This window comes from Janthinobacterium salmonicoloratum (genome assembly GCF_051380845.1).
In the GTDB taxonomy this organism is placed as follows: Bacteria; Pseudomonadota; Gammaproteobacteria; order Burkholderiales; family Burkholderiaceae_D; genus Janthinobacterium; species Janthinobacterium lividum_F.
In genome coordinates this window covers 68543-85809 of record NZ_JBNYXV010000005.1, presented here as the reverse complement: position 1 = coordinate 85809, position 17267 = coordinate 68543, and the positions used below count along the sequence as shown (strand labels likewise).

At 66.2% G+C, this 17267-nt stretch carries 9 protein-coding genes; 8 read left to right on the top strand and 1 reads right to left on the bottom strand.

Going from position 1 to position 17267, the window contains the following annotated elements; genetic code table 11:
• The first annotated feature begins 17 nt into the window (after nucleotides 1-17).
• The 3 genes from ACQ4WY_RS21815 to cobA all read left to right on the top strand — a co-directional run bounded on the left by ACQ4WY_RS21815 (nucleotide 18) and on the right by cobA (nucleotide 2789).
• Complete coding sequence (locus ACQ4WY_RS21815; RefSeq protein WP_034757677.1) at nucleotides 18-656, top strand: ANTAR domain-containing response regulator; 639 nt, start codon at nucleotides 18-20, stop codon at nucleotides 654-656.
• Between the two features lie 157 nt (nucleotides 657-813).
• Nucleotides 814-2004, top strand: coding sequence for a CmpA/NrtA family ABC transporter substrate-binding protein (locus ACQ4WY_RS21810; protein ID WP_436505878.1), 1191 nt, complete (start codon nucleotides 814-816; stop codon nucleotides 2002-2004).
• A 14-nt stretch (nucleotides 2005-2018) separates the two neighbouring features.
• The gene (gene cobA / locus ACQ4WY_RS21805; protein ID WP_436505877.1) at nucleotides 2019-2789 is read left to right on the top strand and encodes a uroporphyrinogen-III C-methyltransferase; all 771 of its coding nucleotides are present in this window, start codon (nucleotides 2019-2021) and stop codon (nucleotides 2787-2789) included.
• A gap of 1 nt (nucleotide 2790) precedes the next feature.
• Here the strand turns inward: cobA and ACQ4WY_RS21800 are convergent, their stop codons facing one another.
• On the bottom strand, nucleotides 2791-3792 hold the full coding sequence (locus tag ACQ4WY_RS21800) for a cyclase family protein (RefSeq protein WP_436505876.1): 1002 nt from the start codon (nucleotides 3790-3792) through the stop codon (nucleotides 2791-2793).
• A gap of 108 nt (nucleotides 3793-3900) precedes the next feature.
• Here ACQ4WY_RS21800 and ACQ4WY_RS21795 point away from each other — a divergent pair, with 108 nt between their 5' ends.
• The 5 genes from ACQ4WY_RS21795 to recD all read left to right on the top strand — a co-directional run bounded on the left by ACQ4WY_RS21795 (nucleotide 3901) and on the right by recD (nucleotide 17103).
• Nucleotides 3901-4791, top strand: a complete 891-nt coding sequence (locus ACQ4WY_RS21795; RefSeq protein WP_436505875.1) for a LysR family transcriptional regulator — start codon at nucleotides 3901-3903, stop codon at nucleotides 4789-4791.
• Nucleotides 4792-4932: 141 nt separating this feature from the next.
• Nucleotides 4933-7971 (top strand): CHASE domain-containing protein, encoded by a 3039-nt coding sequence (locus ACQ4WY_RS21790; RefSeq protein WP_436505874.1) that lies wholly within the window; start codon nucleotides 4933-4935, stop codon nucleotides 7969-7971.
• A 75-nt stretch (nucleotides 7972-8046) separates the two neighbouring features.
• The gene (gene recC, locus ACQ4WY_RS21785; RefSeq protein WP_436505873.1) at nucleotides 8047-11472 is read left to right on the top strand and encodes an exodeoxyribonuclease V subunit gamma; all 3426 of its coding nucleotides are present in this window, start codon (nucleotides 8047-8049) and stop codon (nucleotides 11470-11472) included.
• Nucleotides 11469-15140 carry an exodeoxyribonuclease V subunit beta gene (gene recB / locus ACQ4WY_RS21780; protein ID WP_436505872.1) on the top strand — a complete coding sequence of 1224 codons (3672 nt, stop codon included), beginning with the start codon at nucleotides 11469-11471 and terminating at the stop codon, nucleotides 15138-15140. The genes recC and recB overlap by 4 nt, the downstream gene beginning before the upstream one ends.
• On the top strand, nucleotides 15130-17103 hold the full coding sequence (recD, locus tag ACQ4WY_RS21775) for an exodeoxyribonuclease V subunit alpha (protein WP_436505871.1): 1974 nt from the start codon (nucleotides 15130-15132) through the stop codon (nucleotides 17101-17103). The genes recB and recD overlap by 11 nt, the downstream gene beginning before the upstream one ends.
• Nucleotides 17104-17267: the final 164 nt, after the last annotated feature.

Below are 17267 nucleotides of genomic sequence, written 5' to 3'. Positions count from 1 at the left end.
CATTGCAGATCGCTCCCATGACGTCCAGCCGTACCCAGCCTTTGCGCATCGTTGTCGTCAATACCATTGTCGAGCACGGCGTGCACGAGAATGCCGCCTTGGCTGCCCAAGTGCAGCGCGGCAATGCCTTGCGCATCGGCTTGCTGGAATCAGGCTTTGACATCGTCGCCTCGCTGCCAGCCGACCTCTACCTTCCTGAGCGCATCGCGCAGCTGCAGCCCGATCTCATCATCATCGATGCCGAATCGGATGCGCGCGACGTGCTCGAGCACATCGTCATCGCCACGCGCGACGAGCGCCGTCCCATCGTCCTGTTTACGGAAGACGGCGCCACAGCCAGCATCGACGCGGCCATGGCGGCCGGCGTGTCCGCCTATATCGTGGCCGGCTTGCATGCCGAGCGCATCTTGCCCGTGCTGAACGTGGCGTTGGCGCGCTTTCGCCAGGAAGAAAAATTGCGCGCCGAATTGCTCGACACGCGGCACAAGCTGCTCGAACGCAAGGTGATCGAACGGGCCAAGGGCTTGTTGATGACGCATCACGGCTTGACGGAAGACCAGGCTTACCAGCGCTTGCGCAGCATGGCCATGAACAAGAAATTGAAGCTGGCGGAAATCGCCCAGCGCATCCTCGACGTGGAGGACTTGCTGGGATGAATCGTCCATTTCCTGATACATGCTGGTGCAGCGCACCATTCCGGTGCATTTTCTGGCTCCTTGAGCAGGACGTGCATAGGCACGGTCCTTGCTGCTGGGCGGGGAGAGCCTTGCCCATGGTGGCGCGGAAAAACAGTACTTATCAGCAAGGAATAGTATGACAGAGCAAGCGGGCAAACAGGCAGGACATGGCGGCCAGGTGATGCGCTCCCTGCAGCCGGAAAAAACAACGATACGCGTCGGCTACTTGCCGCTGACCGATTGCGCCTCGCTGGTGATGGCGTCGAAGCTGGGCCTGGATGAAAAATACGGCATCAAGATCGAACTGAGCCGCGAGATGTCGTGGGCCGGCGTGCGCGACAAATTGAATAACGGCGAACTCGACGCTGCCCACGTGTTGTACGGTCTCGTGTATGGCGTGCAGATGGGCATCGGCGGGCAGCAACATGACATGGCCGTATTGATGAATCTGAATCACAGCGGCCAGGCCGTCACCCTGTCGGCGGCGCTGGCGCGGGAAGGCGCCCACGATGGTCCCTCCCTGGCGCGGCACATGCGCGCTGCGATGCGGCCTTTTGCGTTTGCACATACTTTCCCGACCGGCAACCACGCGATGCTGCTGCAATACTGGCTGGCCGCGCAGGGCATCGATCCGCTGCGCGATGCGCGCGTGATGACGGTTCCGCCGTCGCAGATGGTGGCCGCCTTGCGCGCGGGCCAGATGGACGGCTTTTGCGCCGGCGAACCGTGGGGCTACAAGGCCATCGTCGATGGCGTGGGCGTGACGGCCACGACCAGCGGCGCCATCTGGCCCGACCATCCGGGCAAGGTGCTGGGCACCAGCGCCGCATTTGCGCAGGCGCATCCGAATAGCTGCCGCGCCCTGATCGCCGCCGTGCTCGAGGCGGGGCGCTGGATCGACGCCAGCGATGCCAACCGGCTGGCCATGGCGGCCACCTTGGCCGAGCCTGCTTATTTGAATACGCCGCAGGAAATGCTGGCGCCGCGCATCCTCGGCCACTACCAGGATGGGCTGGGCAAGACCTGGGACGAGGCGCACGGTGTGAAGTTCTACCGGGATGGCGCCGTGAATTTCCCCTACCTGTCCGACGGCATGTGGTTCATGACCCAGCACCGGCGCTGGGGCTTGTTGCGCGACGAACCCGATTACCTGGCGGTGGCAAGGCAAGTCAATCGCCTCGACCTGTACCGCCAGGCGGCGGAAATGACGGCCACGCCTTTGCCCGCGTCACCGATGCGCCGCTCGACCCTGTGCGACGGCGTCGTGTGGGATGGCAGCGCGCCGGAAGCCTACGCGGCATCGTTTGCCATCACTCACTTTTTTTAATGGGAGATTTCATCATGGCACAACAAGGAAGCGTGACCTTGGTTGGCGCCGGTCCCGGCGACCCGGACCTGCTGACCATCAAGGCAGTAAAGGCCATCGCACGGGCCGACGTGGTGCTGATCGACGACCTCGTCAACCCGGCCATTCTCGCGCATGCGGCGCCCGGCGTGCGCGTGGTCGAGGTGGGCAAGCGGGGCGGCTGCGCTTCCACGCCGCAAGCCTTCATCGAGCGCCTGATGCTGGCCGAAGCCCGCGCCGGCCTGCACGTGGTGCGCCTGAAAGGGGGCGACCCCTACCTGTTCGGGCGCGGCGGCGAAGAGCGCGCCTACCTGCGCAGCCACGGCGTGGCCGTCGAAGTGATCCCTGGCATCAGCAGCGGCCTGGCCGCACCGTCTAGCATCGGCGTGCCGCTGACGCACCGCAGCTGGAGCCAGGGCGCGATTTTCGTCACGGGCCATGGCAAGGATAGCGCCTCGGAGCCGAACTGGACGGCATTGGCGCAAAGCGGCCTGACCCTGGTCATCTATATGGGCGTGGCCAGGGTGGCGGCCATCCAGGTCGGCTTGCTGGCCGGCGGCATGGCGCCCGGCACGCCCGTGGCCGTGGTGCAATCGGCCAGCCTGGCAACGCAGCGCCAGTTGCTCAGCACCTTGCACTGCTTGCCCGGCGACTTGCAGGCCAGCGGCCTGGGCAGTCCCAGCATCATCGTCGTAGGCGACGTGGTGCGCTGCGCCGATGCCTGGGATGACCATGGCGCCGGCGCTTTGCTGGCCGCGACCGTGTGACTTAGCGGATCGGCAGGGCCACGGGACGGATGGGCGCCGCGTCGCCGCCCCGGAACTTCAAGGAGGCGCCGATGAAGGCGAACTGGTAGACCTTGTCGCGCGACAGCGCTTCCAAGTCGACCAGTTCCAGGATGGGTGTCCCCTGTTGCGCCAGTAAATAGGTGTGCACGGGCAGGTAGTTGCCCGCCACTTCGGACGGAAACGCCTCGAAACTGAGGTTGTCCGCGCCCACCACCATCGCGCCGCCATCTTCCACGAGGAATTTCGCCGCATCGAGCGACAGGCCGGGGGGATTGGCCATGTAGGCTTGCGCCTGCTCATAGTGCTGCATGCGGCCCGTGCGTATCAGCACCACGTCGCCCTTTTCCAGCGTGATGTGCTGCTTGGCCAGCGCGGTGCGCAAGTCTTGCCGTGTGACCCGGTAATTGTCGGGCAGTTGCGACAATCCCTTGGCCACGGCCACGTCGATCAGCACGCCGCGCGCGACGATGGGCGGCAGTTTTTCCGCGCCCGTCACAGTCCAGCCCCGGTCACCCAGATACTGTTCTTCCGTAAAACCGTTCCAGATCTTGCCGTTCAAGCCGAAGTGGTTGAGGGCGTCGATATGCGTGCCCATGTGCGCATACATGGAGACGGCCGAGCCCGTGTAACTGACGTGGCGGTTCATCTGTTCGCCCACTCGCATCGAGTCGGCCACCACATTGCCCTTCGGCGTGTGCGTCATCCACATCTGGTAGGGCGGATCGCCGGCTGCCTGCCAGCTGGGCATACCGACATAGAAATCGACGGCCAGGTCATAGCTCTTGCCGCCGTCGATGCGCGCCAGGATGGCGGCGCGCGAGGCTGGCGTCATCAGGTTCAGGCGGCCGATCTCGTCTTTCGGGCCCCAGGGGCTGATAGCCACTTCCGGCATGGCTGCGGCAGGGGCGGGCGCTGCGGCCTGGGTGGTTCCAGCCAGCAGCGCCAGCAGCAGGGTAGTCAGGGTGGCAGATGGTGTGAACATGGAGTGCTCCTTGCGTGAGATGAATGAAGAAGCCACCATCATATTGTTTTTCAATTCAATGATAATCAGCGATAAAATAATAAGATATTCAACCAAATGGAAAGAATCATGGATGTCCTGGCGCATATGCGCGTGTTTCGCAAGGTGGTCGAGCGCGACAGCTTCAGCAAGGCGGCGCTGGACCTGAACCAGTCGGCGGCGGCCATCAGCAAGCAGGTGCGCCAGTTGGAAGCGCATCTGGCAACGGTGCTGCTGGTGCGCACGACACGACGCATGAGTTTGTCGGACGGCGGGCGTGCCTATTATCTTGAATGCTGCCGCCTGCTCGATGAAATCGACGCACTGGAACTGGCCACGCGCGGCTGCGCCGGCAAGGTGGCGGGGCGGCTGCGCGTGAATGCGCCACTGTCGTTTGGCTTGAAAGTGCTTTCGCCGCTGCTGCCGGACTTCATGGCCCGCTATCCGGAAGTCAAAATCGAAATGACCCTGGACGACCGCCTGCGCGACGTGGTGGGCGAGGGCTATGACGTGTCGCTGCGCATCCGCGCCGCGCTGGCCGATTCGACCCTGGTGGCGCGCCGCCTGGGCGATGTGGAACAGATGATTTGCGCATCGCCCGCCTATCTGGCGCGGCGCGGTACACCCCGGCAGGCGCAGGACTTGCACGGTCACGATTGCCTGGCCTATCGGCTGGCCGACAGCCCCGGCATCTGGCAGCTGGCCGGCCCGGAAGGGGCGAGCAGCATCGTCCTGCCCGTGCGCTTTTCCGCCGACAGCAGCCTGCTGCTGGCCGATATGCTGGTGGCGGGCATCGGCGTGGGCGCGCTGCCGTCGTTCGTCGCCGCACCGCTGCTTGCCAGCGGCGCCCTGGTGCGCGTGCTGCCGTCGCACGGCATGGCCAGGCGTGGCGTGTATGCCTTGACGCCCGACGGACGCCATGTGCAGGAAAAGGTGCGCGCCTTTTGCGACTTCCTGGCAGGGGCTCTGCAGGCGGCCTAGGCGCGCGGTGTTTTCCAGTGCAACCACAGCGCGGGCTTTTTTTCATGTACGGACGCGTCGGGCGGGGGCTTTGATAGTATCCTCGTACCTGCTGGGCGGACTGCGCCGCACATTCGAGGAAACCGGAATAAGCGATTGACAATGCACACTTTGAGCAAGGGCGGGGCGGGATCAGGCATCAGGATATGGGCAGGTGGCTTGCTGCTGGCATCGGCGGTGGGCGGCGCCCTGTACGCGGGCGCGGCGCGCACGGTCAACGACGATGCCGAACAGCGTTTCGACAATCTCACGCATGGTGCCCAGCATAGCCTCGTCACGCGCGTGAAAAGCTATTCCGACCTGCTGCGCGGGCTCGAAGCCCTGTTCCGCACCAGCGAGCATCTGACGCGCCGCCAGTTCCACGATTACGTGGCCGGCCTCGATATCGCGCGCCAGTTCCCCGCCATCGAATCGGTCAACTACGCGGTGGCCTTCCCGTCGGCGCAGCGCGCCGCCTTCATCGAGGCCGTGCGCAAAGACACCAGCCTGGCGCCGCGCGGCTATCCCGCATTCACCATCCGTCCGCCCGGCGAGCGGCCGGAATACACGGTGCTCACTTACCTGGAGCCCGACTCCCTGCTGGCCGAACGCATGGGCGTCGATATCGGCGCCAACCCGCTGGTGGCGCAGTCCCTGGCGCAGGCGCGCGACAGCGGCGAGGTCAGCGCGTCGGGCCAGGTGATCATGATCAAGGGACCGCCCGCGCACGTGGGCCTGGGCATGCGTCTTCCCGTGTACCGCAATGGCATGCCGCAGGGCAGCGTGGCCGAGCGTCGCGCCGCCTATCAGGGTTCCGTCGGCATCGGTTTTGGCGTGGCGCAACTGGTGCACAGCGCGCTCGAACGCAGCGCCCTGGAACCGCTGCACCTGACCCTGTACAGCGCGGCCGATCCGTTGCCGGCCGACGGGGTTCTGCTCATCCTGCCGCAGGACCGCCTGCTGTTCAACGACGATGGCGACCTGGCGGTGGCGCCGCCGCAACCGGGCAGCGATGCCGACTATTTCGACCAGGTGCTGCCGGTGGCTTACCAGGGCGGCCTGTGGAAAGCCCATTTCCGCGTGCGCAAGGCAGAGCTGTACAGCCCCTTCGACCGCTATTTCCCGTGGCTGGCGCTGGCCGTCGGCGTGGCCGGCACCCTGCTCATTTATGGCTATATCTTTACCTTGTACCGTTCGCGCCGCAACGCGGTGGCGCAGCGCACCCTGCTCGATACGGTGCTCGACAGCGTCGACGCCTACGTCTACATGAAGGATGCCGACCTGCGCTACCGCTACGTGAATGCGCGCACGGCGAAGATACTGGGCCGTTCGGCGGAGCAGCTGATCGGCCGCCAGGATGGCGAGTTGATGCTCGGCGATAAGGCGGCGTCCGCGCAGCGCACGGAGCGCCAGGTGTTCGACAGCGGCGTCAAGTTCGTCGGCGAAGAGCGCTTCGTCGATGCGCAGGGCCAGGTGCATCACCTGTGGAGCGTGAAAGTGCCGCTGGGCTTGCCCGGTCCCGTCACGGGCCTGATCGGCCTGTCCACCGACGTGACGGAACTGCACCGCCTGAAGGAACAGGCCGACGCGGCCAGTCAGGCCAAGAGCGACTTCCTGTCGAACATGAGCCATGAAATCCGCACGCCGATGAACAGCATCATCGGCATGGCGCACCTGGCGCTGAAATCGGTGGCCGATGCGCGCCAGCGTGACTATCTGCAAAAAATCTTCCATTCGGGCCAGCATTTGCTGGGCCTGATCAACGACATCCTCGATTTTTCCAAGATCGAGGCGGGCAAGCTGGAACTGGAAGTGCTGGACTTCCGGCTCGACACCCTGCTGGCCAACATCGCCAGCCAGCTCGGCGACGCAGCGGCCGTCAAGGGCCTGGCGCTGCAGTTCGATATCGCGCCGGAGCTGCCGCAGCGCTGGCGTGGCGACCCGCTGCGCCTGGAGCAGGTCTTGCTGAACCTGACCAGCAACGCCATCAAGTTTTCCGACAATGGCAGCATCTTCGTGCGCGTGCGCCAGTCCGAGGAGCGCGGCAGCCACAGCATGCTGCGCTTCGAAGTGCAGGACCGGGGCATCGGCATGACGCAGGAAGAGGTGGCGCAGCTGTTTCGCTCCTTCCACCAGGCCGACCCGTCGACCACGCGCAAGTATGGCGGCAGCGGGCTGGGGCTGGTGATCAGCAAGCAACTGGTGGAGCTCATGGGCGGCAAGGTGGGCGTGTACAGCCAGCCGGGTCTGGGCAGCACCTTCTGGTTCACGGCGCGCCTGGAGAAAAGCGCGCAGGCGGGCGACGAGCGCATCGCCGAAGTGGAGCCGGAAGTGCTGGGGGTGATACGCGGCGCGTCCATCCTGCTGGTGGAAGATAACGTCTTCAGCCAGCAGGTGGGCTGCGAATTGCTGGAAGACGCCGGCGCCACCGTCTGCGTCGCCGGCAACGGCCGCGAGGCGCTGGCATTGCTGGCCCGGCAGCGCTATGACTGCGTGCTGATGGACGTGCAGATGCCGGAGATGGACGGCTTCGAGGCGACGCGCCGCATCCGCGCCGACCCTCAGCTTGCCGGCCTGCTGGTGATCGCCATGACGGCCAATGCGGGCAGCGAAGACCGCGCCCGCTGTCTGGCGGCGGGCATGGATGAATTCGTGACCAAGCCGATCGCCCCGAATCTGCTGTTTCACCTGCTGGCGAAATGGTTCCGCCTGCGAGGCGGTATCGGCAGCATCGGCCATGCGCGCGCGGGCGACAGCTTGGCGGCGGTGCCGAAAGCGCCGCCATCGGGCGCTACGCGGGACTTGCGCGACACGGCCATCCTCGACCTGGCCACCCTGGCGCTCACGTTCAGCAATGACGCCTTGAAAATGCGCAAATATACCCAGCTGTTTCTCGACACTGCGCGCGACGGCATCGCCGAAATGGAGCAGGCCATGGCGCTGGAAGACCTGGGGCGCCTGGCCGACCTGGGACACCGCAGCAAATCGTCGGCGCTGGCCGTGGGCGCCCATGCCTTTGCCGACCTGTGCGCGTCGATCGAAGGCTTGCGCCTGGGCGGCGACCTGGCGCAGGCGCGTGCCTTGCTGACGGCCCTGGGGCCGGCGCTGGTGCAGGTGGCGGAACAAATTTCAATGGAATTTTCCGCCAGCGACGCCCCCTGACGCAAGCAGCGGCGATAATATGCCTTTGACGTCTCCGGCCACCCGGCCAGAGACGCGGCAACCCATCGGATCAGCATGCATACTCCCGTCACGCCCGGCCTCCTCATCCTGCATGGCAACCAGCTGGAACAGCTGCGCGCCGCCGTCTTCCAGTGGCTGGGCCAGCATCCGCTGGCACCCCTGGAAACGGATATCTTCCTGGTGCAGTCGAACGGCGTGGCTGAATGGCTGAAGATCGCCCTGGCCGAGGAGATGGGCGTGTGCGCCGCCACGCGCATCGCGCTGCCGGCGCGCCTGCTGTGGGAAAGCTACCGGGGCATGCTGGGGCGCGAGCGCGTCCCGCGCGTGTCGCCGTTCGATAAATCTCCGCTGACCTGGCGCCTGATGCGTCTTTTACCCTCTTTGCTGGCCGACCCGGTATTCGCGCCGCTGCGCTACTTCCTTGCCGATGGCGATTGCGAACGCCGGCTGCAACTGGCCGAGCGCCTGGCCGACTTGTTCGACCAGTACCAGGTCTACCGCGCCGACTGGCTGGCCGATTGGGCGGCCGGGCGCGACCAGTTGCGCACGGCGCGCGGTGTATCCATCGCCTTGAAGGAAGACCAGCGCTGGCAGGCGCAGTTGTGGCGCGCCGTGGGCCTGGATGTCGAGGCTTTCGAGCGCGACACGGGCCGCGCCGACATCCACGACGCTTTCCTGGCGGCGATCGCCGCCGGCGAGCCGCCTGCCGGCAAGCTGCCGCGCCGGGTGGTGCTGTTTGGCGTGTCGGCCTTGCCGTACCAGACCTTGCAGGCGCTGGCCGCGCTGGCGCGCCACACGCAGGTGGTGCTGGCCGTGCCCAATCCATGCCAGTTTTACTGGGGCGATATCATCGACGGGCGCGACTTGCTGCGCGCGGAAAACAAGCGCCAGCGGCAGCGCAACGGCACCGACCTGGCGCAAATTCCGCTCGAAGCGCTGCATGCGCACAGCCATCCGCTGCTGGCCAGCTGGGGCAGGCAAGGGCGCGATTTCATCCGCATGCTCGACGAATTCGACGAACACGCGCAAGCCGAAGGGCGCGACGACAGCCTGCGTATCGACCTGTTTGGCGAGGAAACGGGCGAGACCCTGCTGCAGCAGGTGCAGGTGGCCATCCGCGAACTGCGCCCGCTGGCCGAGCATGAGCAGGTGCCGCCAGACGCCGGCGACCGCTCGATCGAATTTCACGTGGCGCACAGCGTGCAGCGCGAAGTGGAAGTGCTGCACGACCAGCTGCTGGCCATGTTCGCGCACAGCGCCGAGACGGGCTTGCGTCCGCGCGACGTGGTGGTGATGGTGCCCGATATCGACACCTTTACGGCCGCCATCCACGCCGTCTTCGGCCAGTACCGGCGCAATGACGAACGTTTCATTCCGTTCGAGATCGGCGACGTGAAGGACCGCAGCGTCAACCCGCTGCTCGTCGCGCTCGAGTGGCTGCTGCAACTGCCGCAGCAGCGTTGCCGCCAGAGCGAAGTGCGCGACCTGCTCGACGTACCGGCGCTGGCGGCCCGCTTTGGCCTGCAGCCGGACGACCTGGCCACCCTGGGCGCCTGGATCGAAGGGGCGGGCGTGCGCTGGGGCCTGGACCAGGCGCACCGCGCCGGCCTGGGACTGGGCGCGGCGGGCGAACAGAATGCGTGGATCTTCGGCGTGCGGCGCATGCTGCTCGGTTATGCCAGCGGCAGTGGCGCCAGCTTTGGCGGCATCGAGCCGTATGCGGAAGTGGGCGGCCTCGATGCGGCGCTGGCGGGATCCCTGGCGCAGCTGGTCGAGGCGCTGCTGCACTGGCGCACCGTACTGGCCGGCGCCTGCACGCCAGCCGAGTGGGGCGTGCAGGCGCGCGCGTTGCTGTCCGCTTTTTTTGACGCCGACGACGAGGGCGACCGCCTGACCCTGGCGCAGCTGGAAGGCGCCTTGCAGGGCTGGCTGGAAACCTGCGAGCATGCGGGCTTTGTCGAGCAGGTGCCGTTGTCCGTGCTGCGCGTGGCGTGGCTGGGCGCGCTGGACGAGCCGACCCTGAACCACCAGTTTGTCTCCGGTGGCGTGACCTTCTGTACCCTGATGCCGATGCGCGCCGTGCCGTTCCGCGTCGTGTGCCTGCTGGGCATGAACGATGGCGATTTTCCGCGCCGCGCGCAGAAGGCCGATTTCGACTTGCTGGCGCTGCCCGGCATGGCGCGCCCGGGCGACCGCTCGCGCCGCGACGATGACCGCTACCTGATGCTCGAAGCCTTGCTGGCCGCGCGCGACAAACTGTATGTGAGCTGGGTGGGGCGCAATGTGCGCGACAATTCCGAGCAGCCGCCGTCCGTGCTGGTGTCGCAGCTGCGCGATTACCTGGCCACCGGCTGGTCGCTGGACCGGCACCTGGCGTCGCTCACCACCGAGCATGCGCTGCAGCCATTCAGCCGCCGCTATTTCGAGGCCGATGGTTTGCTCACGTATGCGCGTGAATGGCGCGTGGCCCATACCGATGCCGATGCGGAGGCGCAGGCCGCCGTGCTGCCGCTGGGTCCCTACGAGCTCGATCCCGGCACGCGTTTGAAGCTGGGCGAGCTGGCCAGCTTCCTGCGCCAGCCCGTCAAATACTTTTTCCGCCGCCGCTTGAGCGTGTATTTTGCCGACGCGGCCATGCTGGGCGAGGATGAAGAACCGTTTGGCCTGAATGCGCTCGAGCGCTATCTGCTGGAAGACACCATGCTGGACGACGGCGGCGCCGTCGAGGCGCTCGAAGACGTGCGCGCCAGCCTGGAAGCGCGCGCAGGGAAGCTGGCGCGCGAAGGCGTACTGCCCATCGGCCTGATCGGCCAGCAGGTGCAGGCGCAGCTGGTCGAGGCGCTGGTGCCCGTGCGCAGTGCGTGGCTGTCCTTGCGCGCTTCGTTCCCGCTGGCGGCCGACAAGCGCGCAATCAATTTGCCCTTCGGCGAAGTGCAGATCGACGACTGGCTCGACAAATTGTGCAGCAATGGGCAGGAGACGGCCTGGCTGATGCAGATTTCCTCGAAAGTGACGGACAAGGGCGGCCTGGCGCGCGGCGACAAGCTGATGCTGATGTGGCTGCGCCAGCTGGCCGCCGCCGCCCTCGGTTTTCCCGTCACCGGCTACCTGGTGGCGCGCGACGCCATCGTCAGCATGGCGCCGCTCGATCCGGCCACTTCGCGCGCAGCGCTGGCCACCTTGCTGGCGCTGTGGCGCGAAGGCATGAACCATCCGTTGCCGACTGCCTGCAAGACGGGCCTGGCGCTGGTGCAGCAGGGCGACCCGCGCGCCGTCTACGATGGCGGCTTTGACATGTCAGGCGAGCGCGAAGAACTTTGCCTGGCGCGCCTGTGGCCCGAGTTTTCCGCGTTGGCCGCCGAGGAAGCATGGGAAGACTGCACGCGCGAGCTGTATGGCCCGCTGGCCGACTGGCTGCAACAGCACATCACGATCGACCCGATTAGCGCGCCCTTCGATGGCGCGGGAGAAGAACAATGACGAGCCATTTGCTCAAGCCCCTGGTGTTCCCGCTGCATGGCTCGCGCCTGATCGAAGCGTCTGCCGGCACGGGCAAGACCTGGACCATCGCCGCGCTGTACGTGCGCCTCGTGCTGGGGCATGGCGACGACGACAGCCGTTTCGCGCGTCCGCTGCTGCCGGCCGATATCCTCGTGATGACGTTTACCCGCGCCGCCACGCGCGAATTGTCGAACCGCGTGCGCGAACGCCTGATCGAGGCCGCCGCTTATTTTCGCAATGAGTTCCGCATTGAATCCTGCGGCAGCGACCCCTTTCTCGACGCCTTGCTGGAATCCTATCCGGACGAGAGCGAGCGGCAAAAGGCCGCGCACCGCTTGATGCTGGCCGCCGAGACGATGGATGAAGCGGCCATCTTCACCATCGACGCCTGGTGCCAGCGCATGCTGCGCGAGCACGCCTTCGACAGCGGCAGCCTGTTCGACGAGGAACTGGTCAGCGACGAGCAAGCCCTGTTCGAGGATGCGGCCCACGATTACTGGCGCCAGCAAGTCTATCCCTTGCCGCCGCAGGCGCTCGACGTGCTGCTGGCATGCTGGCCCGACGTCGACGCGCTGAAGAAAGGCGCGCGCGAGCTGGCGCGCCGCGCGGACATCATGCGCATGGCGGACGAGGAACCGTTGTCCGCGCTGATCGTGCGCGAACAGCGGGCGCTGGCCGCGCAGCTGGCCACCCTGAAGGCGGGCTGGGTCGAGCGCGTGGACCGGATGGCCGCCTGGATCAATGATCACCGCGCCGCCAATCCCAAGTGTTTTAACGGCGTCAAGATGAAGCCGGAGAACCTGGCGAAGTGGTTCGACGGCTTGCGCCGCTGGGCGCAGGATCCGCTCTTGCTGCAGCCAGCCATCACGGCCAAGGCATGGGAACGCTTGACGCCGTTCGGCATCGAGGATGCGTTTGCCAAGAGCTTCACGGCGCAGGTGCCCGAGTGCTTCGAACATACCGAGGCGCTGGGGATCGCCCTGGCGGCCCTCACGCCGCTGGCGCACAAGCTGCACTTGCATGCGGCGGCGGCCATCGCGCGGCGCATGGATCAATTGAAGCGCCAGTCGCGCCAGTTCGGCTTTGCCGACATGCTGCAGCGCTTGCACGACGCGCTGGCCGGCGAGAATGGCGCGGCCCTGCGCCAGCGCATCATCGACCAGTATCCGCTGGCCATGGTCGATGAATTCCAGGATACGGCGCCCGCCCAGTATCAGATATTCAACCTGCTGTACCGCATTGCCGACAACGACCCGGCGCTGGGCCTGTTTTTGATCGGCGACCCGAAACAGTCGATCTACGGCTTTCGCGGCGCCGACATCCAGAGCTATCTGGCGGCGCGGCGCGCGACAACGGGACGCCATTACCAGCTGGGCACCAACTACCGTTCGACGGCGCCGCTGGTGGCGGCTGTCAACCAGCTGTTCCTGCACGCCGAACGCGACGAGGTGCCAGCGGGCGCCTTCCGCTACCGTAAAGGGGGCGAGAATCCGTTGCCGTTCGAGGCCGTCGACGCCCAGGGCCGCGCCGAGCATCTTGTGAACGCCGGCGGTCCGCTGCCGGCCCTGCTGGCCGCCTGCGCCAGCGATGAAGGACTGCGCGGCGACAGCTATCGCGAGTATTTCGCGCAGCATTGCGCCGAGCACGTCGTCGCCATGCTGGGCGATGCGCAAGCCGGTTTCGCTGGACCTGACGGATTTGTGCGCCTGCAGCCGGCCGATGTCGCCATCCTCGTGCGCGACCGCAAGGAAGCGGCGGCCATCCGCCGCGCGCTGGCGCGCCGCCGGGTCGCCAGCGTCTACCTGTCCGACAAGGATTCCGTCGTCGACAGCGAGGAAGCGCAAGACGTGCTGCGCTGGCTGGCGGCGCTGGCCAACCCGCTTGACGGGGGACTGGCGCGCGCCGCGTTTGCCACGCGCACCATCGGCCTGTCACTGGGCGAGCTGGCGCGCCTGTCGAGCGATGAACTGGAATGGGAACGCCGCGTCGAGCAACTGAAGACCCTGCACCTGATCTGGCAGCGCCAGGGCGTGCTGGCCATGCTACGCCGCTTCATCCACGAATTGCAACTGCCGGCCATGCTGCTGCAGCAGACGGGTGGCGAGCGGCGGCTGACGAATCTGCTGCACCTGGCCGAACTGCTGCAATCGGCCAGCCGCCAGCTCGATGGCGAGCAGGCGCTGATACGCTGGCTGGCCGAGCAGATCGCCGGCGAAGGCGAGGGCGGCGACGAGCGCGTGCTGCGCCTGGAAAGCGATGCGGAACTGGTCAAGGTCATCACCGTGCACAAATCCAAGGGCCTCGAATACCCGCTCGTGTATCTGCCGTTTGCCGTCACGGCGCGCAAGGTGGATAAACGCAACCGCAGCTTCTTCGAGTATGCGGGCGAGGATGGTGAACGCCGCCTCGACCTGTCGCTGTCCGACGAGGCCATGGCGGCGGTCGAAGAGGCGCGCATCGAGGAAGACTTGCGCCTGCTGTACGTGGCCCTGACGCGCGCGCGCCACTTCCTGTGGCTGGGCGTGGCCGCCCAGGCGGCGCGCAAGGCGGGCGAGAACACCTTGCACGAATCGGCGCTCGGTTACCTGCTGACGGGCGGCGACAAGCTGCCGTTTGACCAGCTGCTGCTGCGCTGGCAGCAGGTGGCGGGCAGTTGCGACGCCATCTACGTGGGCTCTTTGGCGCAGCCCGATGCCTGCACGGTGCTGGACCGGGTCGAGCGGCGCCCCGAGCTGCGCCCCGCGCCCGTGTTCGTGGGCGAATTCGAGCGCGACTGGTCGGTGGGCAGCTTTACGTCGCTGACGCGCCAGATCGGCGCCGTGGCGGCCGCGCACGTGCCGCAGCGGGCGCTGGAGGAAACCCTGCTGGAAGATGGCACGGCTGTCGCCGTGACCTCGCCGATGCAAATGGGCGACGCGCCATGGCACCGCTTCCCGCGTGGCTCCGTGCCCGGCAATTTCTTGCACGAGCAGCTCGAGTGGATGGGCAGCGAAGGTTTTGACAGCGTCCACGACGAGCACTTCAATACCCGTCTGGCCGCGCGCTGCGAACGGGCGGGCTGGGGCCATCGCCAGGAAGACGCCATCGCCTGGCTCAGGGAAATCGCCCTCACGCCGTTGCCGCTGCTCGATGCGTCGTTGTCGCACCTCGATAGCACGCTGTCCGAGATGGAATTCTGGTTCCCCAGCGAGCATTTGTCCACGGGAGCGCTCGATCAGCTGTGCACGCGCTTGCTGCTCGATGGCGCGCCACGCCCCGTGCTGCCGCGGCGCCAGCTGCACGGCATGTTGAAAGGCTTTGCTGACCTGGTCATCGAACAGGATGGCCGCTACTGGGTGCTCGACTACAAGTCGAACGCGCTGGGCGCCAACGACGCGGCTTACCACACCGCCGCGCTGGCGGCCGGCATGGCGCAGCACCGCTATGATATCCAGGGCGCCATCTACATGCTGGCCCTGCACCGGCTGCTGAAAAGTCGCCTCGGTGATGCGTATGACCCGGCCGAGCACCTGGGCGGCGCCATCTTCCTGTTCCTGCGCGGTATCGCGAATGTGGATACGCATGGCTGCTACTGGCTGGCGCCGCAGCTGGAACTGCTGGACGGCCTCGATCAACTGTTAGAAGAAACGGAACACCATGCAGCATAATGAGCAGATGGATGCCTTGCAGATGGATGCCTTGTTTACTCACTTTGACGGCGTGGCCGAAGCGGGCCATCTGCGCCGCCTGAGCGCCGCCTTTGCCCGCTTCATCACCAGCCTGGACGAGGAGGCGCCGAATGCGCCCGCCGTGGCCGTGGCCTGCGTGGTGCTGGCCGAGCTGGAAGGGCGGGGGCACAGCTGTCTGATGCTGTTTGAGCTGGCCAGCGAACCGTCGCAACTGCTGGGCTGGAGCGAGGAGCTGTGGCATGCCGTGCTGGCCGTTTCCGGTCCGCTGCCGGACAGCGTCGATGGCTGGCGCGCGCTGCTGGCCGGTGCGCCGCAGGTGTGGCAGGTAGGCGCGGCCGACGTGCGCCAGCCGCTGGTACTCGATGGCGACCGTCTGTATTTGCGCCGCTACTGGCGCGACGAAAGCCTGGTGGGCGAGAAAATCGCCGTCCGCGCGCAGGGTTTGACTAATCCCCCGCTGGCGCAGGTGCGGCAATGGCTCGACATCCTGTTCGACCAGCCCACGCAGGATGGTGGCCCGGACTGGCAAAAGGTGGCGTGCGCCATCGCCCTGCGCGGCAAGGTGGCCATCATCACGGGCGGCCCGGGGACGGGCAAGACGTACACGGTGGCGAGCCTTTTGACCTTGCTGTTTGCCGTCTCGCCCCAGCCGGAGCAGTTGCGCATCGCGCTGGCCGCGCCGACGGGCAAGGCGGCCGCGCGCCTGAAACAGTCGATCGACAAGGCCTTGGAGGGTCTGGCGGCGAAGGCGGGCGAGGCGCTGCCCCTGCTGGAACTGGCGCGGCGCATGGGCGCGGCCCGCACCCTGCATAGTTTGCTGGGTGCGCGGCCCGATACGCGCGCCTTTGCCCATCACGCGGGCAATCCGCTCGATGTCGATGTGCTGATCATCGATGAAGCATCGATGGTGCACCTGGAAATGATGGCCTCGGTGCTCGACGCCTTGCCGCCGACGGCGATCTTGATACTGCTGGGTGACAAGGACCAGTTGGCGTCGGTGGAGGCGGGCGCCGTGCTGGGCGACTTGTGCCACGATGCGCAGGCGGGCGCTTACACGCCGGCTACCATCGCGTATGCGCAGGCGGCCAGCGGCGTGACCATTCCGCCCGCCTTCGCGGGAGCGGCCGGTGCGCTGGCGCAGCAGACGGTGATGCTGCGCCACAGCCACCGCTTCAGCGGTCCGATTGGCGAGCTGGCGCTGGCCGTGAATGGCGGCAGGCCCGATCTGGCCAAGGCCTGCTTTGCCAGCGACAGCGGCGGCCAGCTGGCGTGGACGGTGCCGGCGCAGCAGGAGGACGTGCTGCGCCTGGCCTTGCGCGGACGTCCGGATGCGCCGGGCGGTTATCAGCCTTACCTGGCGCTGGTGAATGCCGGCGGCGAAGGCTACGCGCAGCATGACGACTGGGTGCGCGCCGTGCTGCACGCGTTCGAGTCGTTCCGCATCCTGTGCGCCGTGCGCGAAGGCGAGTGGGGCGTGGCGGGCTTGAACACGGCCATCGAACTGCGGCTGGAAAAGGAAGGGCTGATACGCCGCAGCGAGTGGTATGTGGGACGCCCCGTGATGGTCACGCGCAACGATTACGGTACGGGCGTGTTCAACGGCGACATCGGACTGACCTTGCGCGACCCTGCGCGGCCCGGCTCCCTGCGTGTGTATTTCCTGGAAGGCGAGAACGTGCGCAGCGTGCTGGCCACGCGTTTGCGCCATGTGGAGACGGCGTTCGCCATGACGGTACATAAATCGCAAGGCTCGGAGTTTCGCCATACGGTGCTGGTGCTGCCGCAGGAAGGCGGCGCCATGCTGGCGCGCGAACTGGTCTACACGGGCATCACGCGCGCGCGCGACTTTTTTACCCTCGTCTCGCCCACGCAAGCCGTGTTGTTCGACGCGATCTTGCGGCGCACGCAGCGGGCCAGCGGCTTGAGGGGGCTGATCGGCTGATGGCTGGACTGGGTTTGATGGGTTTGATGGGTTTCCACGTGGAAATATATGTGTTTTATTCCGAATATTGATGGAAATTGTTCTGATTTTTGTGTGAAAATGCTTTCGTAGAGAAAGTAGTGCAAAAGCACTGTTTCACGCCATTAAAATTGAAACGAGGAGTC